General features: G+C 29.8%; 40 protein-coding genes and 1 tRNA gene. 10 read left to right on the top strand and 31 right to left on the bottom strand.

Features of this window, described 5'->3' with window-relative positions; all coding sequences use genetic code 11:
• Positions 1-106 precede the first annotated feature (106 nt).
• Genes map through rpsJ form a run of 22 tightly spaced genes read right to left on the bottom strand, consistent with a single transcriptional unit; the run spans position 107 to position 10,590 of the window.
• Entirely contained in the window at positions 107-868 is a 762-nt protein-coding gene (map, locus tag QML81_RS04235; protein ID WP_281951939.1) for a type I methionyl aminopeptidase, read from the bottom strand.
• Positions 868-2,130 (bottom strand): preprotein translocase subunit SecY, encoded by a 1,263-nt coding sequence (secY, locus tag QML81_RS04230; RefSeq protein WP_281951938.1) that lies wholly within the window; start codon positions 2,128-2,130, stop codon positions 868-870. Before secY ends, map begins: the two co-directional genes overlap by 1 nt.
• Positions 2,130-2,531, bottom strand: a complete 402-nt coding sequence (rplO, locus tag QML81_RS04225) for a 50S ribosomal protein L15 (protein ID WP_281951937.1) — start codon at positions 2,529-2,531, stop codon at positions 2,130-2,132. The genes secY and rplO overlap by 1 nt, the downstream gene beginning before the upstream one ends.
• Before the next feature lie 24 nt (positions 2,532-2,555).
• Positions 2,556-2,999 (bottom strand): 30S ribosomal protein S5, encoded by a 444-nt coding sequence (gene rpsE / locus QML81_RS04220; RefSeq protein ID WP_281951936.1) that lies wholly within the window; start codon positions 2,997-2,999, stop codon positions 2,556-2,558.
• 12 nt (positions 3,000-3,011) lie between these two features.
• Positions 3,012-3,368, bottom strand: coding sequence for a 50S ribosomal protein L18 (gene rplR, locus QML81_RS04215; RefSeq protein WP_281951935.1), 357 nt, complete (start codon positions 3,366-3,368; stop codon positions 3,012-3,014).
• A 15-nt stretch (positions 3,369-3,383) separates the two neighbouring features.
• A complete protein-coding gene (rplF, locus tag QML81_RS04210; RefSeq protein WP_281951934.1) occupies positions 3,384-3,920 on the bottom strand; it encodes a 50S ribosomal protein L6 in 537 nt (178 codons plus the stop codon).
• A gap of 48 nt (positions 3,921-3,968) precedes the next feature.
• Positions 3,969-4,373, bottom strand: a complete 405-nt coding sequence (rpsH, locus tag QML81_RS04205) for a 30S ribosomal protein S8 (RefSeq protein WP_281951933.1) — start codon at positions 4,371-4,373, stop codon at positions 3,969-3,971.
• A 60-nt stretch (positions 4,374-4,433) separates the two neighbouring features.
• Positions 4,434-4,619 (bottom strand): type Z 30S ribosomal protein S14, encoded by a 186-nt coding sequence (locus QML81_RS04200; RefSeq protein ID WP_187647502.1) that lies wholly within the window; start codon positions 4,617-4,619, stop codon positions 4,434-4,436.
• On the bottom strand, positions 4,619-5,167 hold the full coding sequence (rplE, locus tag QML81_RS04195) for a 50S ribosomal protein L5 (RefSeq protein WP_345741160.1): 549 nt from the start codon (positions 5,165-5,167) through the stop codon (positions 4,619-4,621). The genes QML81_RS04200 and rplE overlap by 1 nt, the downstream gene beginning before the upstream one ends.
• Positions 5,167-5,409 carry a 50S ribosomal protein L24 gene (rplX, locus tag QML81_RS04190; protein WP_281951931.1) on the bottom strand — a complete coding sequence of 81 codons (243 nt, stop codon included), beginning with the start codon at positions 5,407-5,409 and terminating at the stop codon, positions 5,167-5,169. The genes rplE and rplX overlap by 1 nt, the downstream gene beginning before the upstream one ends.
• Positions 5,409-5,777, bottom strand: coding sequence for a 50S ribosomal protein L14 (gene rplN / locus QML81_RS04185; RefSeq protein ID WP_187647505.1), 369 nt, complete (start codon positions 5,775-5,777; stop codon positions 5,409-5,411). Before rplN ends, rplX begins: the two co-directional genes overlap by 1 nt.
• Positions 5,777-6,028 (bottom strand): 30S ribosomal protein S17, encoded by a 252-nt coding sequence (rpsQ, locus tag QML81_RS04180; RefSeq protein WP_281951930.1) that lies wholly within the window; start codon positions 6,026-6,028, stop codon positions 5,777-5,779. The genes rplN and rpsQ overlap by 1 nt, the downstream gene beginning before the upstream one ends.
• A 2-nt stretch (positions 6,029-6,030) precedes the next feature.
• On the bottom strand, positions 6,031-6,222 hold the full coding sequence (gene rpmC, locus QML81_RS04175) for a 50S ribosomal protein L29 (RefSeq protein WP_281951929.1): 192 nt from the start codon (positions 6,220-6,222) through the stop codon (positions 6,031-6,033).
• Entirely contained in the window at positions 6,209-6,634 is a 426-nt protein-coding gene (gene rplP / locus QML81_RS04170) for a 50S ribosomal protein L16 (protein WP_281951928.1), read from the bottom strand. The genes rpmC and rplP overlap by 14 nt, the downstream gene beginning before the upstream one ends.
• A gap of 2 nt (positions 6,635-6,636) precedes the next feature.
• Positions 6,637-7,329 (bottom strand): 30S ribosomal protein S3, encoded by a 693-nt coding sequence (gene rpsC, locus QML81_RS04165; RefSeq protein ID WP_281951927.1) that lies wholly within the window; start codon positions 7,327-7,329, stop codon positions 6,637-6,639.
• The gene (gene rplV / locus QML81_RS04160) at positions 7,329-7,655 is read right to left on the bottom strand and encodes a 50S ribosomal protein L22 (protein WP_281951926.1); all 327 of its coding nucleotides are present in this window, start codon (positions 7,653-7,655) and stop codon (positions 7,329-7,331) included. The genes rpsC and rplV overlap by 1 nt, the downstream gene beginning before the upstream one ends.
• Before the next feature lie 9 nt (positions 7,656-7,664).
• Positions 7,665-7,946 carry a 30S ribosomal protein S19 gene (gene rpsS, locus QML81_RS04155; protein WP_281951925.1) on the bottom strand — a complete coding sequence of 94 codons (282 nt, stop codon included), beginning with the start codon at positions 7,944-7,946 and terminating at the stop codon, positions 7,665-7,667.
• Between the two features lie 11 nt (positions 7,947-7,957).
• Positions 7,958-8,785, bottom strand: coding sequence for a 50S ribosomal protein L2 (gene rplB, locus QML81_RS04150; protein ID WP_281951924.1), 828 nt, complete (start codon positions 8,783-8,785; stop codon positions 7,958-7,960).
• Between the two features lie 9 nt (positions 8,786-8,794).
• Positions 8,795-9,076 carry a 50S ribosomal protein L23 gene (locus tag QML81_RS04145; protein WP_281951923.1) on the bottom strand — a complete coding sequence of 94 codons (282 nt, stop codon included), beginning with the start codon at positions 9,074-9,076 and terminating at the stop codon, positions 8,795-8,797.
• Between the two features lies 1 nt (position 9,077).
• Complete coding sequence (rplD, locus tag QML81_RS04140; RefSeq protein WP_281951922.1) at positions 9,078-9,692, bottom strand: 50S ribosomal protein L4; 615 nt, start codon at positions 9,690-9,692, stop codon at positions 9,078-9,080.
• Complete coding sequence (gene rplC / locus QML81_RS04135) at positions 9,689-10,267, bottom strand: 50S ribosomal protein L3 (protein ID WP_281951921.1); 579 nt, start codon at positions 10,265-10,267, stop codon at positions 9,689-9,691. The genes rplD and rplC overlap by 4 nt, the downstream gene beginning before the upstream one ends.
• Before the next feature lie 11 nt (positions 10,268-10,278).
• Positions 10,279-10,590, bottom strand: a complete 312-nt coding sequence (rpsJ, locus tag QML81_RS04130) for a 30S ribosomal protein S10 (protein WP_187647516.1) — start codon at positions 10,588-10,590, stop codon at positions 10,279-10,281.
• 138 nt (positions 10,591-10,728) lie between these two features.
• On the opposite strand from rpsJ, the gene QML81_RS04125 reads away from it, so the two are divergent.
• Both QML81_RS04125 and QML81_RS04120 read left to right on the top strand, forming a co-directional pair.
• Positions 10,729-11,799, top strand: coding sequence for an AAA family ATPase (locus tag QML81_RS04125; protein ID WP_281951920.1), 1,071 nt, complete (start codon positions 10,729-10,731; stop codon positions 11,797-11,799).
• A 36-nt stretch (positions 11,800-11,835) separates the two neighbouring features.
• Positions 11,836-12,384: a ribonuclease HII gene (locus QML81_RS04120; RefSeq protein WP_281951919.1), complete on the top strand. Its 549-nt coding sequence runs from the start codon at positions 11,836-11,838 to the stop codon at positions 12,382-12,384.
• Between the two features lie 7 nt (positions 12,385-12,391).
• On the opposite strand, the gene aroC is transcribed toward QML81_RS04120, so the two are convergent.
• From aroC to QML81_RS04100, 4 genes are all read right to left on the bottom strand, one after another.
• Positions 12,392-13,465 (bottom strand): chorismate synthase, encoded by a 1,074-nt coding sequence (gene aroC / locus QML81_RS04115; RefSeq protein WP_281951918.1) that lies wholly within the window; start codon positions 13,463-13,465, stop codon positions 12,392-12,394.
• A 38-nt stretch (positions 13,466-13,503) separates the two neighbouring features.
• Positions 13,504-14,184, bottom strand: a complete 681-nt coding sequence (gene rnc / locus QML81_RS04110; protein WP_281951917.1) for a ribonuclease III — start codon at positions 14,182-14,184, stop codon at positions 13,504-13,506.
• An 82-nt stretch (positions 14,185-14,266) separates the two neighbouring features.
• Positions 14,267-14,689: a ribonuclease HI gene (gene rnhA, locus QML81_RS04105; protein WP_281951916.1), complete on the bottom strand. Its 423-nt coding sequence runs from the start codon at positions 14,687-14,689 to the stop codon at positions 14,267-14,269.
• Entirely contained in the window at positions 14,667-15,680 is a 1,014-nt protein-coding gene (locus tag QML81_RS04100; protein ID WP_281951915.1) for a tetratricopeptide repeat protein, read from the bottom strand. The genes rnhA and QML81_RS04100 overlap by 23 nt, the downstream gene beginning before the upstream one ends.
• Before the next feature lie 56 nt (positions 15,681-15,736).
• Here QML81_RS04100 and dnaG point away from each other — a divergent pair, with 56 nt between their 5' ends.
• The 5 genes from dnaG to QML81_RS04075 all read left to right on the top strand — a co-directional run bounded on the left by dnaG (position 15,737) and on the right by QML81_RS04075 (position 19,701).
• Positions 15,737-17,374, top strand: a complete 1,638-nt coding sequence (gene dnaG, locus QML81_RS04095; RefSeq protein ID WP_281951914.1) for a DNA primase — start codon at positions 15,737-15,739, stop codon at positions 17,372-17,374.
• Positions 17,361-18,350 (top strand): argininosuccinate synthase domain-containing protein, encoded by a 990-nt coding sequence (locus QML81_RS04090; protein WP_281951913.1) that lies wholly within the window; start codon positions 17,361-17,363, stop codon positions 18,348-18,350. Before dnaG ends, QML81_RS04090 begins: the two co-directional genes overlap by 14 nt.
• Positions 18,347-18,709: a diacylglycerol kinase gene (locus QML81_RS04085; RefSeq protein WP_281951912.1), complete on the top strand. Its 363-nt coding sequence runs from the start codon at positions 18,347-18,349 to the stop codon at positions 18,707-18,709. The genes QML81_RS04090 and QML81_RS04085 overlap by 4 nt, the downstream gene beginning before the upstream one ends.
• 50 nt (positions 18,710-18,759) lie before the next feature.
• A tRNA-Ala gene (locus tag QML81_RS04080) sits at positions 18,760-18,832 on the top strand.
• Positions 18,833-18,873: 41 nt separating this feature from the next.
• A complete protein-coding gene (locus QML81_RS04075; protein WP_281951911.1) occupies positions 18,874-19,701 on the top strand; it encodes a M90 family metallopeptidase in 828 nt (275 codons plus the stop codon).
• Between the two features lie 2 nt (positions 19,702-19,703).
• On the opposite strand, the gene QML81_RS04070 is transcribed toward QML81_RS04075, so the two are convergent.
• Positions 19,704-20,141, bottom strand: a complete 438-nt coding sequence (locus QML81_RS04070) for a DUF2267 domain-containing protein (protein ID WP_281951910.1) — start codon at positions 20,139-20,141, stop codon at positions 19,704-19,706.
• A 205-nt stretch (positions 20,142-20,346) separates the two neighbouring features.
• Between QML81_RS04070 and QML81_RS04065 the strand changes: the two genes are divergently transcribed.
• Positions 20,347-20,772: a YqaA family protein gene (locus tag QML81_RS04065; RefSeq protein WP_281951909.1), complete on the top strand. Its 426-nt coding sequence runs from the start codon at positions 20,347-20,349 to the stop codon at positions 20,770-20,772.
• Entirely contained in the window at positions 20,769-21,194 is a 426-nt protein-coding gene (locus QML81_RS04060) for a pyridoxamine 5'-phosphate oxidase family protein (RefSeq protein ID WP_281951908.1), read from the top strand. Before QML81_RS04065 ends, QML81_RS04060 begins: the two co-directional genes overlap by 4 nt.
• On the opposite strand, the gene QML81_RS04055 is transcribed toward QML81_RS04060, so the two are convergent.
• Genes QML81_RS04055 through hemJ form a run of 4 tightly spaced genes read right to left on the bottom strand, consistent with a single transcriptional unit; the run spans position 21,163 to position 23,335 of the window.
• Positions 21,163-21,600: a DUF4395 domain-containing protein gene (locus QML81_RS04055; protein ID WP_281951907.1), complete on the bottom strand. Its 438-nt coding sequence runs from the start codon at positions 21,598-21,600 to the stop codon at positions 21,163-21,165. The two genes, QML81_RS04060 and QML81_RS04055, sit on opposite strands and share 32 nt — an antisense overlap.
• Positions 21,601-21,652: 52 nt before the next feature.
• Complete coding sequence (locus tag QML81_RS04050; RefSeq protein ID WP_281951906.1) at positions 21,653-22,162, bottom strand: hypothetical protein; 510 nt, start codon at positions 22,160-22,162, stop codon at positions 21,653-21,655.
• On the bottom strand, positions 22,155-22,904 hold the full coding sequence (locus tag QML81_RS04045; RefSeq protein ID WP_281951905.1) for a patatin-like phospholipase family protein: 750 nt from the start codon (positions 22,902-22,904) through the stop codon (positions 22,155-22,157). The genes QML81_RS04050 and QML81_RS04045 overlap by 8 nt, the downstream gene beginning before the upstream one ends.
• Positions 22,901-23,335 (bottom strand): protoporphyrinogen oxidase HemJ, encoded by a 435-nt coding sequence (gene hemJ / locus QML81_RS04040; RefSeq protein ID WP_281951904.1) that lies wholly within the window; start codon positions 23,333-23,335, stop codon positions 22,901-22,903. The genes QML81_RS04045 and hemJ overlap by 4 nt, the downstream gene beginning before the upstream one ends.
• 94 nt (positions 23,336-23,429) lie before the next feature.
• Between hemJ and rpsU the strand changes: the two genes are divergently transcribed.
• Positions 23,430-23,642, top strand: coding sequence for a 30S ribosomal protein S21 (rpsU, locus tag QML81_RS04035; RefSeq protein WP_281951903.1), 213 nt, complete (start codon positions 23,430-23,432; stop codon positions 23,640-23,642).
• Positions 23,643-23,660: the final 18 nt, after the last annotated feature.

Below are 23,660 nucleotides of genomic sequence, written 5' to 3'. Positions count from 1 at the left end.
TGGTTAAAATGGATGAGTTCTTAAAAATGTTAATATATAGCCTATAAAGCCTTTTAACCACTCAACTACTCAACTACTTAACCACTCAACCACTTAACTACTTAACTTACTCAATCTTACTCAAAATTTCTGCTTTTCCATCAATTACAGCAACGGTATGCTCATAATGTGAGCCATTTAAACCATCAACACTTACAACAGACCATTTATCATCTAATATTTTTGGTGTTGAATCTTTTTGACAAATCATAGGTTCAATACAAAAAACCATACCGTTTTTTATTTTAGGTCCACTTTTAGGTGAACCATGTTCTAAATAGTTTGGAATTTCAGGTTCTTCATGAGGTTTTCTTCCTATTCCATGACCACAAAAATTATGTAAAGGAACAAAACCTCTTTTTTTAATAAATTTTTCAAGTTCATAACTTAGTTCTTTAAATCTAAGTCCAGGTTTTATAATATCTATAGCAAAATAAAGAGCATCTTTAGCACAATCTATAAGCTCTTTATCTTTTTTGCTTATTTCACCGACACCAACAGTTATGGCAGCATCACCATACCAACCATCCAATTCAGTCCCAATATCCAGACCTATTATGTCTCCCTCTTTCAATCTATAATCAGTAGGAATTCCATGAATAATTACTTGATTAACAGATGTACAAACAGAAGCTGGAAAGCCATATAAGCCTTTAAATGAAGGGCGTGCCCCATGGTCTTTAATAAACTCTTCACCAAGTTTATCCAACTCTTTTAAAGAGATACCAGGGACACATTTAGTTTTCAAAAATTCAAGAGTTTTAGCAACTATTATATTGGCTTTTCTTAAAGCCTCAATTTCACTTTTTTTTCTTATAGCTATAGACATTAAAGACCTACAGCACTTAATGTTTCATATTTGCTCATATAAATTTGAGCTTCTATTTTTCTCATTGTATCTAAAGCAACCTGCACAACAATCAATACAGCTGTACCACCAAAATAAAATGGCACTCCCATACCTTTTACTAATATCCAAGGAAGTGTTGAGATGATACCTAGATAAATTGCACCCCAAAATGTTAACCTACTTGCAACCTCATTTAAAAACTCTGCTGTACTTTCTCCTGGTCTAACTCCAGGAATAAATCCACCTTGACGTTTTAGATTTTCAGCAATATCTTTTGCATTAAATACAATAGAGGCATAAAAGTATGCAAAAAATATAACAAAAAAGAACATCAATATATTAAAAAAATATCCATTAGGATTTAAAATATCAGATATTTTTTGAATAATTGGATTCGTACTTGCTTGTAAAATTGTAGATGGAAACATTAATATTGCTGATGCAAAAATTGGTGGAATAACACCACTTAAATTTACTTTAATTGGAATATAATTCATTACTCTTTTTTTCTGATTTTGCATCATTACTTTTCTTGAATAAGAGACTGGTATTCTTCTTTCTCCAAGTTCTACATATATAATAAAACCTACTGTAATTAGGATAATAGCAAATATTGCTATTAGAACTAAAAAGTTTAATTCACCTGTATTAACAAGATTTACAGTACCAGCAATTGCAGATGGAATACCAGATACTATACCTGCAAAAATAATTAATGAGATACCATTACCAATACCTCTTTGGGTAATTTGCTCTCCTATCCACATTAAAATCATTGTTCCAGCTAACATTGATATTGCTGCAACTGTAACAAATGTAGGCATATCAATCATTATTGCACTCTCACCACCTTTTCCTGTAAGACTATTTAAACCAATTGATACACCTATAGCTTGCACTAAAGTAATAGCGATAGTAGCATATCTGATTATTTGCATATATTTAACCATTCCATCTCTCTCTTTTTTCATCTGTCCAAGAGATGGAAATGTTGCAGCAAGCAGTTCCATAATAATTGAAGCAGTAATATAAGGCATGATTCCCAAAGAGATTATACTTAATCTTCTAACAGCATTTCCACTAAACATATTAAACATTCCCAAGGCATTTCCAGCCTGGGAATCAAAAAACTCTTTAACAACATCTATATTTACGCCTGGAACTGGTATATAAGCCAAAACTCTATATAAAAATAGAAAACCAAGCGTGATAAGTATCTTATTTATAAGAGCTTTATTCATTATTTTTGTCCGCTATAAGTGATATTTTCATCTTTGATTTTATTAACTATATCTTTAACGGATGTTCCTATTAATTTAACTTTTTTAACAGTTTTAGCCATTTTATGAACACTTCTAATTGAATCTATTGTTATCTCATCTAATTGAGCAACTTTTTTAACTTTGTCAACATTAATTACATAAGGTTTTTCCACATGAGATCTAAATCCAACTTTAGGTAATCTTCTTTGAAGCGGCTGTTGTCCACCTTCAAAACCTCTTTTTTGTTTATAACCTGTTCTACTTTTTTGACCTTTTTGTCCTCTAGTAGCAGTTTTCCCCATACCGCTACCTTGTCCACGTCCAACTCTTTTTATTTTATGCGTACTTCCAGCTGCTGGTTGTAAATTATGAAGCGCCATATTTAATCCTTATTTTAATTTTGACTATGCTTTAATTCTACTAAGAGCTTCAACTGTTGCTCTTACTAAGTTTGAAGGATTGTTTGATCCAAGAGACTTAGTCAAAATATCTTTTATTCCTGCAAGTTCAATAACTGGTCTTGCTGCACCACCAGCAATAACACCAGTACCTTCACTTGCTGGCTTTAATATAATTTTGCTTGAATTATATTTATGTGTAATATCGTGGGCGATTGTTGAACCTTTAATATTAACTGTTGTAATATTTTTAAATGCATTATCGACTGCTTTTTTTATTGCGTCTGGAACCTCTTTTGCTTTACCGATTCCAAAACCAACATGTCCTTTTCTATCACCAACAACAACTAATGCACTAAATCTAAATCTTCTACCGCCCTTTACAACTTTTGTCACTCTTCCTATATTAACAACAACTTCTTCAAACTCTTCTCTATTCCACTTTTCCATGTGAACCTACCTTTAAAACTTAATTCCGTTTTCTCTTAATGCATCAGCAAATGATGCAACAACACCATGGTAAAGATATCCGTTTCTATCAAAAACGATTGTTTCTATACCTTTTTCTTTAAGTTGTTTAGCAAGTACTGCTGCAACTTTTTTAACATCTTCTCTATTGGCTTTTAAGCCCATTTTAGCACCATCAGCATAAGCTAATGTATGACCTTTGCTATCATCAATAGCTTGAGCATAAAAGTGTCTATTTGATTTAAAAACACTAACTCTAGGTCTATTTTCTGTACCTAGGATTTTTCCTCTTACTCTTCTTTTTCTTTTTATTCTAAGTCTATTTTTTCTTCTTTGAATTGATTCTCTCATGAGACAAGCCCCTTACTATTTCTTAGCTGTTTTACCAGCTTTTCTAATGATAACTTCATCCACATATTTAACACCTTTACCTTTATATGGTTCAGGTGGTCTAAAGCCTCTAATTTTTGCAGCAACTTGTCCAACTTGCTGTTTATCATGACCTTTTACAACTATTATATTTTTTTCAACTTTTATCTCAATTCCTTCAGGAATCGGGAAAATTATAGGGTGTGAAAAACCAAGTTGAAGTTCAAGGTTTTTTCCACTTACCTGAGCCCTATAACCAACACCATTGATTTCTAATCTTTTTTCAAAACCTTTTGTCAAACCTTCAATCATATTATTTGTTAAAGCTCTGTAAGTTCCCCAAAAAGCTCTGCTTTGTCTGTCATCTCCTTTTGGAGAAAAAACTACTTTATTATCTTTTATCTCAACATTAACAAAGCCTCTTGTATCTACTTCTTTTGTAATGTTACCTTTTTTAGCAACAATTTTATTACCATCAATCTTAACTTCAACTCCTGCAGGAATCTCTACAGGCTGCTTTCCAATTCTACTCATTTTTTTTCCTTTTACGATATTTCTACAATTAATGAATGGATATCGTTATTACCATACACTAAGAAGTACTTCACCACCTACACCGAGTCTGTAGGCTTCATCATTTGGAAGTACTCCTTTTGAAGTACTTACTATTATAGTTCCATATCCGTTTTTAAATCTTTTAATTTCATCTTTGCCTTTATAGATTCTTCTTCCAGGCTTAGAAATTCTTTTGATCTCATTAATTACATGTTTTTTAACTTTTCCGTTTTCTTCATATTTTAAAACAACATTTATAAATTTTTTGTTTCCCTCTTCAACAACTTTATAACTTTCTATATAGCCTTTATCTTGTAAAATTTTTACAATAGATTCAACAATTTTAGAGTATAAAAGTTTTGTTACTTCTTGTTTTCTCATTCCAGCATTTCTGATTCTTGTTATTGAATCTGCAATCATATCATTAATCAATTTTTTCTCCTTACTTAGAATATCAAATAGGGTTCGGAATTTCCGCTACCTATTTGTAAGTTACCAGCTAGCTTTTCTAACGCCTGGCAACAAGCCTTCGCTAGCCATTTTTCTCAAACAAATTCTACAAAGACCAAAATCTCTATAAACAGAATGTGGTCTACCACAAATTCTACATCGTGTATAAGCTCTTACTTTAAATTTAGGCTTTCTTTTAGCCTTAGCTATCATACTTTTTTTAGCCATTATGACCTTCCTTTAGCAAATGGAAATCCAAGAAGCTCTAACATTTTAGCTGCCTCTTTATCATTATCAGTTGTTGTAACTATTGTAATATTCATACCGTGAGTTTTTATAATGTTATCATAATCAACTTCTGGAAACATCAACTGCTCATCTAGACCGAAGTTATAGTTTCCTCTTCCATCAAAACCATTTCTTGGTAGACCTCTAAAATCTTTAACTCTTGGAAGAGCAATATAAATTAATTTTTCCAAAAAGTTCCACATTCTATCGCCTCTTAGTGTTACTTTTACACCAACAGGCATACCTTCACGGATTTTAAAACCAGCTTCACTCTTTTTAGCTTTTGTTACTACTGCATGCTGGCCAGCTATTAAAGAGATAGTGTCTTGAATATTTTGCATCAACTTACTATCTCTACTAGCTTCACCTGCACCAACACTAATAACAATTTTTTCAATTTTTGGTGTAAGCATAGGATTTTTAATATCAAGCTCTTTTTTAAGAGCTGGAACTACCTCTTCATTATATTTTTTCTTTAGCTCTAATATCATGATTTGCCACCTTCTACTTTACGTACATTTGAAATATGAATAGGCATCTCTTTATTTATAAATCCTCCTTGAGGATTCTCTTCTGTCGGTTTAACAGCTTTTTTAGCAATTTTGCATCCTGCAACAATAACTGCATCTTTTTTAGGTAAAACTTTTAAAACTTCACCTGTTTTACCTTTATCATCTCCAGTGATGATTTCTACGATATCACCTTTTTTAATTTTAAATTTTTTTGCCATTATAGCACCTCCGGTGCAAGTGAAACTATTTTCATATAATTTTTATATCTAACTTCCCTACTAACAGGACCAAAAATCCTTGTTCCAATAGGTTCACCTTTGTTATCTAAAATAACTGCTGCATTATCGTCAAATCTTATTAAAGATCCATTTTCTCTTTGAATCTCTTTTTTTGTTCTAACAACAACAGCTTTTACAACTTGACCTTTTTTAACTTTACCATTAGGCAAAGCTTTTTTAACAGATGCAACTATTACATCTCCTACAGAAGCATATCTTCTTTTACTTCCGCCTAACACTTTAATACACATAATCTCTTTTGCGCCGCTATTATCAGCAACGTTTAATCTTGTAAAACTCTGAATCATTACTTAACTCCTGTAGAGACTATTCTTTTCAATCGAAAAGATTTTCTCTTAGAGATTGGTCTGCATTCAACTGCTACAATTTCATCACCAACATTAACTTGGTTTTTTTCATCATGAACAAGATATTTTTTAAATCTTTTTACAATTTTATGGTATCTTGGATGTAAAACTTTTCTTTCAACAAGTAGTGATACAGTTTTATCACCACTCTTTTTTACAACAATACCTTGAATTTCTCTTTTATAAGCCATCTTTACGCCCTTTTCTTAGCCGCGATAGCTGTTTTTATTCTAGCAATATCGCGTCTTGTTTTTCTAATTTCACTAGTATCTTGAAGCTGCATTGTTTTCAACTTGGCTCTTAGTTGAAAAAGCAGCAACTTTTTATCCCTTAACATCCCTTCGAGCTCTTGTAAGCTCTTATCTTTAATCTCAGTATATTTCATTTTCACTCTCTTGCGTTACAATTTTTGTTTTAAATGGTAGTTTGTATCTTGCAAGATCAAGAGCTTCTCTTGCTAAGCTCTCTTCAACACCAGCCATTTCATAAATGATACGACCAGGTTTAATATTCATAACCCATTTTTCAACACCACCTTTACCTTTACCCATCCTTGTCTCCAATGGTTTTTTAGTTAAAGGCTTATCTGGGAAAACTCTTATCCAAATTTTTCCAGTTCTTTTTACTTTTCTTGTCATAGCAACCCTAGCAGCTTCAATCTGGCGAGAATCAATTCTGCCATGCTCAACTGCTTTGATTCCAATTGTTCCAAAAGCAAGGCTGTTTCCTTTATAGGCCTTACCTCTATTTCTACCTTTTTGCTGTTTTCTAAACTTTGTTTTCTTTGGCATCAACATGGCTATTTACCTCTCCTTCTTGGAGCTCTTCTTCTTGGTCTTTCCTTTTTCTCAGGCTGAATACCTTTTTGAAGTACTTCACCTTTGAAGATCCAGACCTTAACTCCAATTACTCCATAAGTTGTATGAGCTTCTGCAAAACCATAATCAATTTTTGCTCTTAATGTATGAAGAGGAACTCTCCCTTCAAGATACCATTCTGTTCTTGCCATCTCAGCACCACCAAGACGACCTGCAACAGAAACTTTGATACCTTTTGCTCCAGCTTTTTGAGCTGCTTGAATAACTTTTTTCATAGCTCTTCTGAATGCAACCCTTCTCTCAAGCTGAGTTGCAACATTTTCTGCAGCAAGCTGTGCTGATGCTTGTGGTCTTTTTTGCTCTTTTATATTTATAGAGATATCTTTATTTACAAGTTTTTGAACTTTTTCTTTAATTTTTTCTATATCAGCACCTTTTTTACCAATGATAATTCCAGGTCTTGCTGCAACTATAGTTACTCTAAGTCTCTTTGCTGTTCTTTCGATTATAATATCACTAATGCCAGCATAATAAAGCTCTTTTTTAAGAAAATTTCTTATTTTATAATCTTCTTCTACAAAATCTGGCATTCTATTATAATCTGGATACCACCTACTACCCCAGTTCCTATTTATACCTAATCTTAGTCCAATTGGATTAACTTTTTGACCCATTAGCTATCCTTCTTTTGTGCAACTTCTACATAAATATGAGAGGTTGGTTTTTCAATTCTACTTGCTCTACCTCTTGCTCTTGGTCTAAATCTTTTTAGTACTGGTCCTTTATCTACTCTGCAAGAAGTTATAACTACCTCTTCTGGCTCATAACCACCATTTGCAACTGCACTTGCAATAACTTTAGAGATAATTTTTGCAGCCTTATTTGGCATAAATTCTAAACTAGCTAGAGCTAGCTCTGCATTCATTCCCTGAACTTCTCTTGCAACCAATCTTGCTTTTGTTGGTGAGAGCCTTACAAATCTTAATATCGCTTTACTCATGGCCTACCCTTATTTACCTATCTTTTTCTGAACTGAGCCTTTGTGGCCTCTAAAAGTTCTTGTTGGTGCAAACTCACCAAGTTTAAAACCAACATGATTTTCAGTGATATAAACTGGTACAAACTGTCTACCATTGTGTACATTTATAGTAAGACCTATCATTTCAGGAATAATAGTACTTCTTCTTGACCAAGTTTTGATAGGTTTTTTATCACCACTCTCTTTTGCTTTGATCACTTTTTTCATTAAATGATCATCAACAAATGGTCCCTTTTTAATACTTCTTGCCATTTTGCCCTACCTTATTTTTTTCTTCTTGAAATTATTAATTTATCACTAGCTTTTTTCTTTCTAGTTTTATAACCTTTTGTAGGTACACCCCATGGTGTAACTGGGTTTCTACTTGGACCAGTTTTACCCTCACCACCACCGTGTGGGTGATCAACAGGGTTCATAGCAGAACCTCTTGTTTGAGGTCTTATACCTCTATGTCTATTTCTTCCAGCTTTTCCTATTGTCACATTTATAAAATCTTCATTTCCAACAGTTCCAACTGTTGCCATACACTCACCAAGTACATATCTCATTTCACCACTTGGAAGTCTTAAAATAACATATTTATCTTCTCTACCCATAATTTGCGCATAGCTTCCTGCACTTCTTGCTAATTGTCCGCCATGGCCTGGGCTTAGTTCAATGTTATGTACAAGTGTACCAACTGGAATATTTTTAAGTTTCATTGCATTTCCTGGCAATACATCAAGACCACCTTCTGCGGCCATAACTGTATCACCAACTTTTAAACCTTTTGGTTGAATGATATATCTTTTATCACCATCTTTGTAAACAACAAGACAAATTCTACAGTTTCTGTATGGATCATATTCAACTGTTGCAACTCTTCCTGGTACACCAAACTTATTTCTTTTAAAATCTATTATTCTATAAAGCTTTTTAGCACCAGCTTCTTTATGTCTTGATGTAATTCTTCCATAACTATTTCTACCTGCTTTTGCAGGAAGTTTTTTAAGTAGTTTTCTAACTGTTGGTCTACTTGTTATATCGCTATTATCAAGCGTAGTCATAAATCTACGACTAGGTGTATACGGTTTATATGTTTTTATCGCCATTTTCTATCCTTACACCGCTAAACTTTCTATCTGAGTGCCCTCTGGCAACTTCACATAGAATTTTTTATAGTTTGTTCTTCTACCTTCAATCCCTCTAAATCTTTTCTTTTTTCCATTTACTTTTAAAGAATTGATTTTAACAGGATTGACACCAAAATACTCTTTTAATACCTCTTTTAGTTGATTCTTTGTCATCTTTTCAGATGTTTGAATCACTATATATCCCTCTTCTTGAAGGCCCAAAGTTTTTTCTGTATATATTATTGATTTGATATCTGTTATATCTGCCATCTTAGCCCTCTTTTACTAAATTTTCCCAAACAGCTTTCTCAATAACAATCGCATTATATGCTGCTGCCAAATATGCATTCAATTCATTTGGCTCTATTAAGTAAGCATTTGGAAGATTTCTAAATGCAAGAAATGTTTTTTCATCAATTAAATCTTTTACAATTAAAGCATCTCTTACATTTAACTTTTTCATAATTGCTGCTGCATCTTTTGTTTTTCCAGACTCTACATTTACTGAATCAACAACAAACAGTTTTCCATCTTGTGCTTTTTCAAAAAGAGCATACTCTAATGCTAGTCTTTTCTGTTTTTTATTGATTTTTTGAGTATAGTTTCTATCATTGCTTGGACCAAAAACAACACCCCCACCTACAAATAATGGAGATCTAATTGATCCTGCTCTTGCTCCACCTCTACCTTTTTGTTGCCATGGTTTTCTACCACCGCCGCTAACTGCGCTTCTATTTTTTGTTTGAGCATTGTTTGCTCTTAAAGAAGCTGCATATGATTTTACATATAGGTAAAGATTATGCGGATTTATTTGTGCATATTTTTCAGGTAATGCTATATCACCAGATTTTTCATAATTTTCATTCAATACTATAGCTTTACTCATTTTACTATCCTTATTCTTCCTAGTGCCCCATTAGGACCTGGGATTGAGCCTTTTACAACCAAGATTTTATTTTCTGGATCAAAACTTACAATCTCATTTTGAACAGTAATCTTTTCATTTCCATAATGTCCAGGCATCTTTTGTCCAGGCTGAATTCTTCCTGGCCATTCACAGTTACCAACTGAACCTGTACGTCTATGAAATCTTGAACCGTGGCTTCTTGGACCACCACCAAAATTCCATCTTTTCATAACACCAGCAAAACCTCTACCTTTAGAGGTAAAAGAGCTTTTTATCTTTTTTGCATTCTCTAAAACGCTTATATCAATATCACCAGCTTCGCTATTTGCAACTTTTAGTGTCGCAAATCTATTATATTCTGGAGATAATCCATATTTTTTTTGCTGTCCCTCAATAGGCTTATTTTTTCTTTTTCCATGCGAATAAGCAACTATAGCTCTTCCATCTTCAAAAATTTCGCAAACTTTTGCATCTTTTACTTTTAGCAGTGTAACAGGTACACTTGGTACACTTATTGTTCTGCTCATTCCTATTTTTTCTACTATAAATTCCATCTACTACTCCCTTATTGACCCATTGACCTAACTTCTACATCCACTTCAGGAGCCAAGTCTAACTTCATTAGCGAATCTACCGTATCTGGTGTCGCCGACACTATGTCAATAAGTCTTGAATGAATTCTAATTTCAAATTGTTCTCTTGAATCTTTATTGATGTGTGGAGATCTAAGAACTGTATATCTTCTTATTTTTGTAGGTAGTGGAATCGGACCACGAATCTCTGCACCTGTTCTCTTAACAGCCTCTACAATCGCTGCAACACTTCTATCTAAAACCCTGTGATCATAAGCGCGTAGCTTAAGTCTAATCTTTTCCATTAACTTCCCTTGTAAAAAGAACTCGGCATTAAATGCCCAATTTTGGAGTGGAAATTATAAGAGTTTTTTTTCAAATAGTCAATATTTTATGGTAAAATTTTTAAAATTTATTTCCTTCTAAAAAGGAAAGGATTACAAATGGAGCAATTAGAGTTTCTTTTTGAGAAAAAAATTAAAAAATTACCATATATAGAGAGAAAAATCAAACTATCTGATAATAAAAATTATATTATTACAGGTGTAAAATTTTGTGGAAAAAGTTTTTTAATCAAAGATTATATTTATAGATCTAATAAAAACTATTTATATATTGATTTAAATGATTTTAGAATAGATTTAAATTCTCTACAACAAAATCTTCAAAAATTTATAAATGATAATAATATTAAATTAGTTGTATTAGAAAATTTGAAAGATAAAAATTTTAAAATACCAAAAGCTGAACAGATAATTATTTCATCACAAGAAAATATTGATATAAATGGTTTTGAAAAGATAAAATTAAATCTTTTAGATTTTGAAGAGTATATTGCTTTTGATAGAGCTACAGATATAAAAACTGTATTTAATAATTTTTTGAAAAATGGAACTTTTCCCGAAATTTCAAATATATTAGAATATAAAAAAGAGGAAAGATTTTTTGAAATTTTACACTTAACATTTTCAAATGATGAATTGATGATATTTAAAGAACTCTCACAATTTCAGGGACACAAAACAAGTGCATACCATATTTTTACAAAGTTAAAATCAAAAATGAAGATTTCTAAAGATAGATTTTATGAAAAATTTGAAAATCTACAAAACAGATATTTTTATTTGATACAAAAATATAAACATCCAGCAGCAGCAAAAAAGATTTATCTATACGATTTTGCAATCAAAAATTATCTTAGTTTATCAAAAGAGTTTCCAAAAATTTTCGAAAATATGGTTTTTTTAGAGCTATATAAAAAAATTGAGGATATATTTTATTATGATCAGATAGATTTTTATATTCCTTCAAAAAATGAGGCAATTTTTTCTATTCCCTTTGGAAATGAAGTAACAATAGAAAAAAAAGTAATCAAAGCTTACAAATATCTAAAAGAACTGGATGTGCAAAAAATAAAAGTTGTATCAGTAACAAATAGTTTCTCTTTTTATGAAAAAGATATAAAAGTTGATGTTGTACCTTTTTATGAATGGGCATTAAGTGAATTTGAATAATAGATTTTGATATAATCAACTAAAAAGAATAATAAAATGATTATCTGTGGTATAGATGAAGCTGGACGTGGACCACTTGCTGGACCTTTAGTTGTTGCTGGTGTAATTTTGAACAATGATATAGATAATTTAAATGATTCAAAAAAAATCACTCCAAAAAAAAGAGAAGAGCTTTTTGAAAAGATAAAAAAATCTTCCAAATATAAAATCGTAATAATTGAAAATCAAGAGATTGATTCCTTTGGACTTTCAGCATGCATTAATAAGGCTTTAAAAGAGATTATATCTTCATTAAAAGCTCATAAATATATATTCGATGGAAACTCAAAATTTGGTGTAGAAAAAGTTGAACCAATAATAAAAGCAGATTCTAAAATAAAAGAGGTTATGGCAGCTTCAATCTTAGCCAAAGTTACTAGAGATAAAATAATGTGTGATTTAGAAAAAAAATATCCAAATTTTAAATTTTGCAAACATAAAGGGTATGGAACAAAAGAGCATATAGACGAGATAAAAAAGTATGGATTAACAAGCGTTCATAGAAAAAGCTTTAAGCCAAAATCTCTTCAACCCACACTTTTTTAATTTAATATTAAAGATATATTTTTTTTATATTTTCAAGTTTTGAAGTGGTATTTAATAAAAGCATATCTACCAAAACCAAAGCCATCATAGCCTCACACACAACACTTCCTCTAATCGCAACACAAGGATCATGTCTTCCTTTTAGTTCAAATTCAACTTCATTTCCATAAATATCTATTGTTTTTTGTTTTTTAAATATGGATGGAGTTGGCTTAAAATATACTTTTAACTCAATTGGCTCTCCATTACTAATACCACCTAGAATTCCTCCAGCATTATTGCTTAAAAAACCATTTTTGTTTATTTGATCATTGTTTTGACTGCCTTTTATCCTTGAACTCTCAATTCCTAATCCAATCTCTACAGCTTTTGCTGCATTAATACTCATCATTGCTTCAGCTAAGACTGCATCAAGTTTATAATAGATTGGCTCGCCAAGGCCAATTGGGACATTTTTTGCTCTTACAAAAACTGCTCCACCAACACTATCATGCTCTTTTTTCGCTTCAATTATAGCTCTTTTTTGCTCCTCTTCAACATCTTTATCAAGTGCATATATTTCACTTTTTTTTGCATACTCAAAATCGAGTTTTTTTGCTTTTATTCCAGCAATCTCAAAAATACCAGCTTCAATCTCAACACCAATCTCTTTTAAAATAAGCTTTGCAATAGCACCAGCAGCTACTCTTGCAGCTGTCTCTCTTGCACTGCTTCTTCCTCCACCCCTATAATCTCTGATGCCATATTTATGCCAATATGTAAAATCTGCATGACCTGGTCTAAAAATATCTTTTATATTTGAGTAATCTTTGCTTTTTTGGTTTTTATTGAAAATAACCATAGCAATCGGAGAACCTGTAGATTTTCCTTCAAAAACTCCACTTAAAATTTCAACTTTGTCTTCTTCTTTTCTTTGGGTTGCAAACTCATTCTTTCCAGGTCTTCTTCTATCAAGCTCACTTTGGATAAAATCTTCATCTATATTAAGCCCTGCAGGAACTCCATCAACAACACATCCAATTGCCTTGCCGTGTGATTCTCCAAAAGTTGTAAATCTAAAACGAATACCAAAACTATTCATAATTTCCTCTCAAAAATGCATATTCACTATCACTAAAACTAATCTCTTTTCTTCAAAATTTCAAGTGCTTTTTTAGCTGCTTCTTGCTGGGCAGCTTTTTTACTTTTTCCTTTTGCTACAGATAGCTCTTCACCATGTAATAAAACTGCAACTTCAAACTCTTTTTTATGATCAGGTCCATAAGAGCTAACAAGTTTATATTCAGGAGTTGTTCCAAATTTTGCTTGCGTTAATTCTTGCAATGAAGTTTTATAATCTTTAAACAAAGAGTCAAGATCAATTTTTGGATAAATCTTTTCAAGAAGTTTTAATGTAATCTTTTTTACCTCATCTAAACCACTCTCAAGATATATAGCACCCATAACAGCTTCAAAAGCATTTGATAATAAAGATGGCTTATTTCTACCATTATTATTCTCTTCTGCAGCTGAAATAAAGATATATTTTCCTAAATCCAGCTCTTTAGCAAGCTTAGCAAACCCTTCTTCATTAACTAAAGAGGCTCTCATTTTAGAAAGCTCTCCCTCATTTGCATTTGGAAATTTAAAATAAAGATATTCTCCAACTACAAGGTCTAATACTGCATCGCCTAAAAATTCAAGTCTTTCATTATTATAAGGCTTTTTATAGCTTTTGTGGGTTAAAGCTTCTATTAATAGCTGCTTATTTTTAAATCTATATCCAAGTTTCTCTTCAAAATCTTTTAAATTTTGTGGCATTTTTTCTCCTCACACTATGTGAGAAAGTAAGAGAGTTAGAGAGTGAGAAAAAAAATTTCTAACTTTCTAACTTTCCAACTTTCTAACTTTTATATTTTGCTGCAATCTCTCTTGCAATTTTATCACATATTTCATTCTCTGTATGACCACTATGTCCTTTTACCCAATATGCTTTGATTTTATGGGGTTTACTATATTTTAAAAACTCTTTCCACAAATCAACATTTTTAACATTTTTAAAATCTTTTTTTATCCAACTATCAAGCCACTCATTAATTGCTTTAACAACATAATTTGAATCACTATAAAGCTCTATTTCACAAGGCTCTTTTAGCTGCTTTAAAGCTTCAATAACTGCTTTTAGCTCCATCCTATTGTTTGTTGTCTCTTTCTCTCCTCCTTTTATGATTTTTTCATGATTTTTATATCTTAATATTGCACAATATCCTCCAGGACCAGGATTTCCTAAAGAGGAGCCATCACTAAATAGATATATTTTCTTCATTTATTGCTCTTTTTTTTGTTAGGATAAATTCAACTGTTGGACTCTTTGGACTTAAGCAGTTAGGACATCTTGTAAAAGAGATTGGAAAGATACTTTTACACTCATTGCAAAGATATTCAAAATCCAAATCTGCAATATCATTTTTTAAATTAAGTAAAACATTTAATTCAAATATTTTACTGCTTTTTTTTGTATCAATATACCCTTTTGCACTATAAAGCTCAGATAAAAATTGATCTTTTTTTACATATTTAAAATCTATTTTTTCAAAAGGGAGATGCCATAATATGTCACTTATATAAATCAAATCTTTACTTTTAATATTTTTCCATGCAATTTGTGGATAATAATCAAAAAGATATTTAAAAACAACCCTTACAAGCTCATTGCATTCATTATATATATTTATAAGTTTGTCTGTATCTGAAGTAGAATTTTTTACTAAATAAAGTGCTTTTATATATTCACTCTCATATTTTTCAATTCCAAGCTCTTCTAAAGATTCTAATATTTCAATAGCTTTATCATATTGTTGAAGTTTTTCATAAATAACCATCAAATATTTTAAAGACTCTTTATCTCTTGGAAAGAATTTCAATGTTTTTATAAATATCTCTTTTGATTTCTCTAAAAAACCTATTTTAAAATATATAAATCCCAATCTTTTCAAAATCTCTTCTTTTTCAAAACTATCTTTTGATAATTTTGAAAGATTAAGATATATTGCGATAGCCTTTTCAAAATCACCACTTTTTTCAAATGCATTTGCCAAAAGTAAAAAAGCCTTTTTTGTATCTGTTTTTTGAATATTTAAAATCTCTTCATCTGCATTTTCTTCAAATTTTGAAAAAAATTTTGATATTTCGCTCTCTTGCTCTTTTCTTTTATAATAAGCCCACCAATAACTGAAAAAAGAGACTATAAAAACAAGAATAAAAAATATCAAAATTCCAAAAAGCGGGTCTCTATATTCAATCAAAAAATTATCCAAATATCACCTTTGAATTTTTTGATTTAATTATACAATGATTATGCTATAATCTATATATGATAGATAAGACTTCAATTGAACAATTAAAAAATCGTATAGATATTGTAGATGTTATTGGAAACTATATTGAGCTGAAAAAGAGTGGAGCAAATTTTAAAGCACTTTGCCCTTTCCATGATGAAGATACTCCAAGTTTTGTAGTAAGTCCATCAAAACAGATTTTTCACTGTTTTGGATGTGGTGCTGGAGGAGACGCTATAAAATTTGTAATGGAATATGAAAAACTCTCCTACCCTGAAGCGATAGAAAAACTTGCATCTTTATATAATATTCATTTAAATTATACAGATGAAAAAAATGGCTCTAAGGATTTATATAAAGTATTAAAAGAGATAAACAGATTTTATAAAAAAATGCTTGATAGCAATAAAGAGGCTCAAAAATATCTAAAAGAAAGAGGAGTATATGAATCAAGCATAGAAAAATTTGAAATAGGTTATGCACCAGATTCACAAAAAACAATAAACTATTTAAAAAGCCGTCATATTCCTTTGCAAGAAGCGATAGATAGCGGAATATTAGCACTTCAAGACAATAGAGTATATGCAAGATTTATAGAAAGAATCACATTTCCTATATACACTCCAAATGGACAAATTGTTGGATTCGGAGGAAGAACTATATCAAATCATCCTGCAAAATATATCAACTCGCCGCAAACCAAACTTTTTAACAAATCCAAGCTTTTATATGGCTACACAAAAGCTAAAGAGAAAATTTTCAAAACAAAAAAAATGATAATCACAGAAGGATATTTAGATGTTGTAATGCTCCATCAAGCAGGTTTTACAAATGCAGTTGCCACTCTTGGAACAGCTTTAACAAAAGATCATCTACCTCTTTTAAGAAGAGGTGAGCCAAAAATAGTACTAGCATATGATGGAGATTCAGCTGGAATTGCAGCTGCAATTAAAGCAGCAAAACTGCTCTCTTCATCTGATATAGAAGGAGGAGTTGTTCTTTTTGAAAATGGAATGGATCCAGCTGATATGGTAAAAGAGAATAAAATAGATGAACTTGAAAAAATTTTTAGAAATCCTAAACCTTTTATAGAGTTTGTTATAGAAAAAACTATATCTTTATATGATATAAAAAATCCTATCGAAAAAGAGAAAGCATTAAATGAAGCTATAAACTATTTAAAATCTTTATCACCTATTATTCAAGAAGAGTATAAAAGCTATGTTGCAGCACTATTAAATATCCCTTCAACATTCATAAAGCTCAGCAGAAACTCTTTTCAACAACAAAAAATAACACAAAACAAAGATACAAAAGAGATAACTATAATAAAAACAATTCTGGAAAATCCAAAACTTATTGATACCGTGCTTGATTTTATAAGTCCAAAACATTTTAAATATCATCAAGAAGAGTTTAAATTGGCAATAGAAAAAAAGAGCGATCATCCCCAATTAATGAATATTCTTCTTGATGAAGATATAAAAACATATAATGAAGAGGAGTTAAAAAGCGAGTTATTAATTTTTTTGATAAAATTCTATGAGCAAAAATTAAAAAATCTTATCAAAGAAAAAAATATATCATTTTCTCAAAAAAGCTTTTGGATAAGAAAATATAAAGAGATAATAAATAGACTTAAAAAAGGAGAATTGGTAATTGAAGAAGATTAGAGCATTAGCACTTTTTAGTGGCGGGCTTGATAGCCTTCTTGCAATGAAACTTATAATTGAGCAAGGAGTTGAAGTAATTGGATTATATTTTGATACAGGATTTGGAGGCAAAGCTGAAGAGGAAAAAAAGAGATATTTAAAAGATATAGCTGATAAAATTGGAGCTAAACTCGAGATAATAAATATAAAAGAGCAATTTATAAAAGAGATTTTATTTAATCCAAAATATGGATATGGAAAAAATTTTAATCCTTGTATAGATTGTCATGCAAATATGATTAGAGTAGCTAAAGCGCTACTTCCAAAATATGATGCACATTTTATTATAAGTGGCGAAGTTGCAGGACAAAGACCAATGAGTCAAAGAATGGATGCACTTAAAAAAGTTGAAGAGTTAAGCACAGCTGATAGATTAATACTAAGACCACTTAGTGCAAAACTTTTACCTATCACAATTCCTGAAGAAAAAGGGTGGGTAGATAGAGAAAAACTTCTTGATATTCATGGAAGAAGCAGAGAAGTACAGATTAACTTAGCTAAAAAATGGGGGATAGAAAATTATGAGTCTCCAAGTGGAGGCTGTTTATTGACTGATGAGAATTTTTCTAAAAAAATCAAAGATCATATAAAATTTGACAAATTCGAAACTGAAGATATTGATGTTTTAAAATGGGGAAGACATTTTAGACTACCAGATTCTGCAAAATTGGTTGTTAGCAGAAACAAAGATGAAAATGAAAAAATAAAGGAGTTAAATTTAAATAAATATATAAAATTTTCTCTGCCACTTCCTGGACCACTTAGTTTAATAAATAAAGATGCTTCAAATGAAGATAAAAAAATGGCTGCAAAAATTGCTCTAACTTACTCAAAAGCAAAGCCAGATGAAGTTTATGAAGTTGAAATTGGAAATGAAAAATTTAAAACAAGCCCATTTGAAAATAAAAAAGAGGCTCAAAAATATTTTGTAAAATGATAAATAAACCAAAATATTCACTTTTTAAAAATGCAAAATATGCAATAGATGGACTTATTGAAGCATTTAAAAATGAAGTATCTTTTAAAATAGAAATTGTTTTTTTTACTATTTTAACAATTGTAATATGGTTTTTACCCATTTCTCTTTTATCAAAAACTATATTGCAAACATCTATATTTATTCCATTAATAGTTGAGCTAATTAATAGTGCAATTGAAAGAGTTGTAGATTTAGTAACAAAAGATTTTCATCCTTTAGCAAAATATGCAAAAGATGCAGGCGCAGCTGCAGTTTTACTATCTCTATTTTTAACTCTTGGAATATGGATAGCTGTTTTTATATATGAATTTTTTTGATATAATTTTTCTAACCAGAAACCAAAAACTATAAACCATAAACTAATTTTGGGGCATTAGCTCAGCTGGGAGAGCGCCACGCTGGCAGCGTGGAGGTCGCCGGTTCGAGCCCGGCATGCTCCACTTATGTAAGCCATCTTTTCCTCTTTTGATATAATCTTTTTATGAATTATTATATAAAACTTATTATTTTTTTATCAATTATCATTTTTATCTATTTTCTTATATTACTTTTCCAATATATAAAAACAGATTTTTTATACTATCTATATCAAAAGAGAAAGCTTCCAAAACATATTGAAGAGATACTTTTAAAAGAGTTTCCTTTATATAAAAAAATCCCAAAAATTTTAAGAAAAAGATTAATAGCTTGTATTTTAGTTTTCATAAAAAATAAAGAGTTTATAGGAAAAGGAGTAGTTATTGATGATAGAAAAAAGATTTTAATTGCTGCAAATGCATGTATTTTAACAATCGGTCACAATAGATGTGAATACAAAAATGTAAAAACCATATACATATATCCTGATACAATTTTTAAAAAAGAAAATATTCAAAATGGCTGGATAGTAACTCAACAAAATGAGATATTACTCGGTGAAGCTTGGCAGGGTGGAGAAGTAGTCATATCTTGGAAGGATCTTGTTTTAGGAGATAAAAATCCAAATGATGGAAAAAATGTTGGTATTCATGAATTTGCTCATCAGCTTGATTTTGCTGATTTTGTAGCAGATGGCACACCTGAGCTTCCGCCAAAACTTTATCCAAAATGGACAAAAATTATGAAAAAAGAGTTTAAAAAATTAAAAGAGTTATATAAAAAACATAAAAAAGGATTTTTAGACTATTATGCTATAAATAGTGAAGCAGAATTTTTCGCTGTTGCAACAGAGGCTTTTTTTGAAAAACCTATAAATTTAAAAAAAAGCGAACCAAATCTTTATAATATTTTAAAAGAGTATTACAAATTAGACCCAGCTACCTGGGTCTAAATTTAGGAGTTTTCTATCAATTCTTTAACAGCTTTTGGCAGTTCAGCTTCCATATCTTTAACTTCGCCACTGCTGATATGTTTTTTTAGAAAATGAAAAACTTTTTTCACAATATCATTTGCTTGCTCTTCGTCACCAAAATCATTCTCTGATGCTCTTTTATCTTCATCCATAACCGCTTTTATAAAATCTTCAGCACTTTTTATATTTTTATCAGGAAAAGATGATAGCTTCCAACCATCTACTGCCATTGCTTTAATACACATTGGTAGCTGAGCTATAAAATCCATATACTCTTCTGGAGAAACTCTTCTTCTTAAAACCCTTAGTACTGCTCTTAAAACTCTTCCAGCTCTTCTTTCATCACCTGCGCATCCTATCTCTTGTGATAACTCTTTTAAAAACTCATGAGCTTTTTGAACATCTTTTTCAAAATTCATCTCTTCCTCCTTCTTTTTAATTTATATATATTTTAACTCATTTTTATTAGTTATTAATTAATTTAAAAAATTAACTTTATCTAACTTTTAAACTTAGTTTAACTTTATTCTATTTTTATATTATTTTTCTCAATATCAATCTCTAAATTCAAATACAGCCCAATAATGGCATAATATAGATAATATTTATTAAGAACAAGGAATTATGAAAGAGTTAATTATTATTTTTCTTTCTGCTTTTGGAGCAGCTACAATTCTTCCTATATATAGCGAAGCAACTGTTTTATATTATTTAAATAGTGGCTATCCTAAAATATTAATATTAATTAGTGCAGGCTTTGGAAATACACTAGGTTCACTACTTAATTTTTTTATTGGTAAAAAAGGAGTTGATTATCTTCTAAAAAAGGGTTATGTAAAAGAAAAAAATCTTTTAAAAGCTGAAAAATTTTTTAAAAAGTATGGCGGTTTTGCACTTCTTTTTTCTTGGGCTCCAATAATTGGCGATCCATTAACTTTTATAGCAGGCTCTTTGCATTATGATATAAAAAAATTTATAATAATTGTTGCAATTGCAAAATTTGCAAGATACTATCTTTTAATAGAAGGGTTTAATATATTTATAAAATGAATACTAAATTAGAAAAATTTTTAGAAAGCCAACATATAATGACAATTTGTACTTCATCTGAAAATATTCCCTATTGTGCAACATGTTTTTATGTGTATGATAAAAAAAGAGATATTTTAATTTTTGCATCAGATGAAGATACTCTTCATATAAAACTTCTTAAAAAGAATATTTATGCAAGTGGCACAATTTTTTTAGATACAAAAAAAGTATCAAAAATAGAAGGTGTGCAATTTCAAGGTAGTCTATTAGAAGATATTGATAAAGAGAGTCAAAAAATATATTTTGAAAAATTTCCATTTACAAAAGCTATTAATCCAAAACTTTGGGGAATAAAAATAAAATTTTTAAAATATACAAATAACAGTTTTGGTTTTGGTAAAAAGATAATTATTGGTAAAACTTTTTTTGAAAATAGTTAAATATACTATACATTTTACATCCTACACAATAGCTAAAAACTGCTTCTAAGAATGCACATATTAAAAATATTAAAATTAATAAATCAGAGATATTTTTATCCAATTTATAAAATATTAAAGATAATAAAATTATTACAATCCCTATCTTTGATGCAAATTTTTTAGGGGCATTATCTTCATAAATTGGTTTTAGGTTTAAAATTTTAGAAATAGTACTTGATACAATAAATATAGGAGCATATCTTTTATCTATATTTTTAAGTACTAAATCTAATAAAATTAAAGCTAAAAATAATGCATTTTGAAAAATAAAAAAATAGATAATTAAAAAAGAGTAAATAAATGCGCTTATTCTAACTTTTATCGAATCTACCTTAGAAAATGATACTGGACAACTTTGATTCATTATAAACTTTTCTTATTTTTTGAAAGAATGTTATCATAAGAAAATATTATTGTCAATCGTTTTCTACAAGTCTATCTAAAATATATCTTTCTAACTCATATTTTGGAATATCTTTATCAATTGCCTCAGCATATATTTGAGCTACTTTTTCTTTATATTTATCATAATCAAAATGTGGTAAATGATTTTGCCAAGCCTTTTTTATAACTTTTTGAGATACTCTATCAATAAGCCACTCTTTAAAAATTTGTAAAGTTCCAAAAAATAGTAATGTAAAAATAATTGCCAAAATTATAGACAAGTGACAATCAAGTTTTGCTAAAAAATTGTGAAAAATCAAAGATGCAGGTATTATAATAATATTCCATAACACAAAATATACAATATATAATCTAATAATTGAGAGTTTAAAACCTGGTATTGTATATGATGGGTCAAGACCATCAACAAAAGCCTTATTTGCCTTTAACAATTCTAGAAATCTCATTGGATGAGAAGAGCATGTAAATACATAAGGAATTATTTTCTTATCTACAAACTTCTCCCACATTTTTTTAATCATTGTATAGCCTTTTAAAATAATCTATCTCTTTTTTGCCCTCTTTCAAACCTATATCATATATCTTATCAAAATTTTTCATATCAAAAATACTAAAATTGCCACACTCTTTAAATTCTAAATATTTATGTGCTTTTTGTTTTGAATATTTTATATTGTTATTTAACATTATATATCCGGCTTTATAAAAATTACCAAAAAAACTATTTTTGACTTTTATAGGTGGGTTAACATTTATAGCACATATAAAATCTGCATCTAGACATGGTGCTGTTGGAAGATTATCTGTAAATCCTCCATCTATATAATATTTCCCATCTATATTATATGGCTCGAAGATTGGAATTAATGAAGAAGATGCAAGCAAAAAATGAGATAGTTTTCCGCCATCTATATATAAAGTTTCATAAGTATCATAATCAGTTACACAAATATATAGTTTTTTCTCAAGATTTGAAAAATCATCTAAATTAAATGAGTCTAAAAGTTTATCTGCATTTTTAAAAGAAAAAATTGATCTTTTAAAAAAGTTAAACTTTATAAATTTTTTAAAATCTATATCTTTTAAAATTTCAAATATCTCTTTTGGTCTATATCCTTTTGCCAAAAATGCAGCAATTATTGCTCCACCACTAGAACCACTAAAAATATCAAAAAAAATTCCATTTTCATATAAAACTTCAATAAATCCAAGTTGAGCAATACATCTTGCCCCTCCCCCACTTAAAACCAAAGCTTTTTTCATATAGGTTTTATTACAACCATTATCACTATTATTATCATTAAAATTGTAGGTACTTCATTATAAACTCTAAAAAATTTCCCGCTTTTTGTACATTCATCATTTAAAAGTTTTTTTCTAAAATATCCCAAACTTAAATGGTATAAAATCAAAAAAATAACTGCAGTAAGTTTTATATGAAGCCATATTCCACTTTTAAAAAGAGCAGGATTTAAAACTATTAAAGCCCCTCCACTTAATATTGTAGCCCAAAAAGCTGGAATACCTATAAATTTATAAAGCTTTTCTTCTTGAATTTTTACAACCTCTACAAAATCATAATTATCTTTAAATTCTGTATGATAAACATACAATCTTGGCAGATAAAAAAGCATAGCCATCCAACTAATAAAACTCATAACATGAAATGCTAAAATCCAATTGTAATACTCCATAAGCCTCCCCTATTTTTTTAAAAATTATAACAATATTTTTATAAATTAACTAAATTTGATATAATTTCATCCAAATTTTCACAAGGAGACTAAAATGCCAGGCATTGTAGTAAATCCTAATGAGAGTTTTGAAGAAGCATATAGAAGATTTAAAAAACAGGTTGATAGAAACCTAATAGTTACTGAGGCAAGAGCAAGAAGATTTTATAAACCTCCTACAGAGATAAGAAAAGAAGAAAAAATTAAAGCAAGAAAAAAAGCTTTAAGAAGACTTTGGATGCTAAGAAGATACGAAGCAAAACTTTAATAGATATCGGGCTTTTAT

The sequence above is a fragment of the Nitrosophilus kaiyonis genome (assembly GCF_027943725.1).
In the GTDB taxonomy this organism is placed as follows: domain Bacteria; phylum Campylobacterota; class Campylobacteria; order Campylobacterales; family Nitratiruptoraceae; genus Nitrosophilus_A; species Nitrosophilus_A kaiyonis.
Note: the sequence above shows the minus strand (reverse complement) of the source record. Positions and strands in the feature narration are given on the sequence as shown.

What these genes read in the sequence shown, in the direction of transcription:
- map (WP_281951939.1), bottom strand. Translation starts at nt 868, where the DNA reads ATGTCTATAGCTATAAGAAAAAAAAGTGAAATTGAGGCTTTAAGAAAA.
- secY (WP_281951938.1), bottom strand. Translation starts at nt 2,130, where the DNA reads ATGAATAAAGCTCTTATAAATAAGATACTTATCACGCTTGGTTTTCTA.
- rplO (WP_281951937.1), bottom strand. Translation starts at nt 2,531, where the DNA reads ATGGCGCTTCATAATTTACAACCAGCAGCTGGAAGTACGCATAAAATA.
- rpsE (WP_281951936.1), bottom strand. Translation starts at nt 2,999, where the DNA reads ATGGAAAAGTGGAATAGAGAAGAGTTTGAAGAAGTTGTTGTTAATATA.
- rplR (WP_281951935.1), bottom strand. Translation starts at nt 3,368, where the DNA reads ATGAGAGAATCAATTCAAAGAAGAAAAAATAGACTTAGAATAAAAAGA.
- rplF (WP_281951934.1), bottom strand. Translation starts at nt 3,920, where the DNA reads ATGAGTAGAATTGGAAAGCAGCCTGTAGAGATTCCTGCAGGAGTTGAA.
- QML81_RS04200 (WP_187647502.1), bottom strand. Translation starts at nt 4,619, where the DNA reads ATGGCTAAAAAAAGTATGATAGCTAAGGCTAAAAGAAAGCCTAAATTT.
- rplX (WP_281951931.1), bottom strand. Translation starts at nt 5,409, where the DNA reads ATGGCAAAAAAATTTAAAATTAAAAAAGGTGATATCGTAGAAATCATC.
- rplN (WP_187647505.1), bottom strand. Translation starts at nt 5,777, where the DNA reads ATGATTCAGAGTTTTACAAGATTAAACGTTGCTGATAATAGCGGCGCA.
- rpsQ (WP_281951930.1), bottom strand. Translation starts at nt 6,028, where the DNA reads ATGGCTTATAAAAGAGAAATTCAAGGTATTGTTGTAAAAAAGAGTGGT.
- rpmC (WP_281951929.1), bottom strand. Translation starts at nt 6,222, where the DNA reads ATGAAATATACTGAGATTAAAGATAAGAGCTTACAAGAGCTCGAAGGG.
- rplP (WP_281951928.1), bottom strand. Translation starts at nt 6,634, where the DNA reads ATGTTGATGCCAAAGAAAACAAAGTTTAGAAAACAGCAAAAAGGTAGA.
- rpsC (WP_281951927.1), bottom strand. Translation starts at nt 7,329, where the DNA reads ATGGGTCAAAAAGTTAATCCAATTGGACTAAGATTAGGTATAAATAGG.
- rplV (WP_281951926.1), bottom strand. Translation starts at nt 7,655, where the DNA reads ATGAGTAAAGCGATATTAAGATTTGTAAGGCTCTCACCAACAAAAGCA.
- rpsS (WP_281951925.1), bottom strand. Translation starts at nt 7,946, where the DNA reads ATGGCAAGAAGTATTAAAAAGGGACCATTTGTTGATGATCATTTAATG.
- rplB (WP_281951924.1), bottom strand. Translation starts at nt 8,785, where the DNA reads ATGGCGATAAAAACATATAAACCGTATACACCTAGTCGTAGATTTATG.
- QML81_RS04145 (WP_281951923.1), bottom strand. Translation starts at nt 9,076, where the DNA reads ATGGCAGATATAACAGATATCAAATCAATAATATATACAGAAAAAACT.
- rplD (WP_281951922.1), bottom strand. Translation starts at nt 9,692, where the DNA reads ATGAGTAAAGCTATAGTATTGAATGAAAATTATGAAAAATCTGGTGAT.
- rplC (WP_281951921.1), bottom strand. Translation starts at nt 10,267, where the DNA reads ATGGAATTTATAGTAGAAAAAATAGGAATGAGCAGAACAATAAGTGTA.
- rpsJ (WP_187647516.1), bottom strand. Translation starts at nt 10,590, where the DNA reads ATGGAAAAGATTAGACTTAAGCTACGCGCTTATGATCACAGGGTTTTA.
- QML81_RS04125 (WP_281951920.1), top strand. Translation starts at nt 10,729, where the DNA reads ATGGAGCAATTAGAGTTTCTTTTTGAGAAAAAAATTAAAAAATTACCA.
- QML81_RS04120 (WP_281951919.1), top strand. Translation starts at nt 11,836, where the DNA reads ATGATTATCTGTGGTATAGATGAAGCTGGACGTGGACCACTTGCTGGA.
- aroC (WP_281951918.1), bottom strand. Translation starts at nt 13,465, where the DNA reads ATGAATAGTTTTGGTATTCGTTTTAGATTTACAACTTTTGGAGAATCA.
- rnc (WP_281951917.1), bottom strand. Translation starts at nt 14,184, where the DNA reads ATGCCACAAAATTTAAAAGATTTTGAAGAGAAACTTGGATATAGATTT.
- rnhA (WP_281951916.1), bottom strand. Translation starts at nt 14,689, where the DNA reads ATGAAGAAAATATATCTATTTAGTGATGGCTCCTCTTTAGGAAATCCT.
- dnaG (WP_281951914.1), top strand. Translation starts at nt 15,737, where the DNA reads ATGATAGATAAGACTTCAATTGAACAATTAAAAAATCGTATAGATATT.
- QML81_RS04085 (WP_281951912.1), top strand. Translation starts at nt 18,347, where the DNA reads ATGATAAATAAACCAAAATATTCACTTTTTAAAAATGCAAAATATGCA.
- QML81_RS04075 (WP_281951911.1), top strand. Translation starts at nt 18,874, where the DNA reads ATGAATTATTATATAAAACTTATTATTTTTTTATCAATTATCATTTTT.
- QML81_RS04070 (WP_281951910.1), bottom strand. Translation starts at nt 20,141, where the DNA reads ATGAATTTTGAAAAAGATGTTCAAAAAGCTCATGAGTTTTTAAAAGAG.
- QML81_RS04065 (WP_281951909.1), top strand. Translation starts at nt 20,347, where the DNA reads ATGAAAGAGTTAATTATTATTTTTCTTTCTGCTTTTGGAGCAGCTACA.
- QML81_RS04060 (WP_281951908.1), top strand. Translation starts at nt 20,769, where the DNA reads ATGAATACTAAATTAGAAAAATTTTTAGAAAGCCAACATATAATGACA.
- QML81_RS04055 (WP_281951907.1), bottom strand. Translation starts at nt 21,600, where the DNA reads ATGAATCAAAGTTGTCCAGTATCATTTTCTAAGGTAGATTCGATAAAA.
- QML81_RS04050 (WP_281951906.1), bottom strand. Translation starts at nt 22,162, where the DNA reads ATGATTAAAAAAATGTGGGAGAAGTTTGTAGATAAGAAAATAATTCCT.
- QML81_RS04045 (WP_281951905.1), bottom strand. Translation starts at nt 22,904, where the DNA reads ATGAAAAAAGCTTTGGTTTTAAGTGGGGGAGGGGCAAGATGTATTGCT.
- hemJ (WP_281951904.1), bottom strand. Translation starts at nt 23,335, where the DNA reads ATGGAGTATTACAATTGGATTTTAGCATTTCATGTTATGAGTTTTATT.
- rpsU (WP_281951903.1), top strand. Translation starts at nt 23,430, where the DNA reads ATGCCAGGCATTGTAGTAAATCCTAATGAGAGTTTTGAAGAAGCATAT.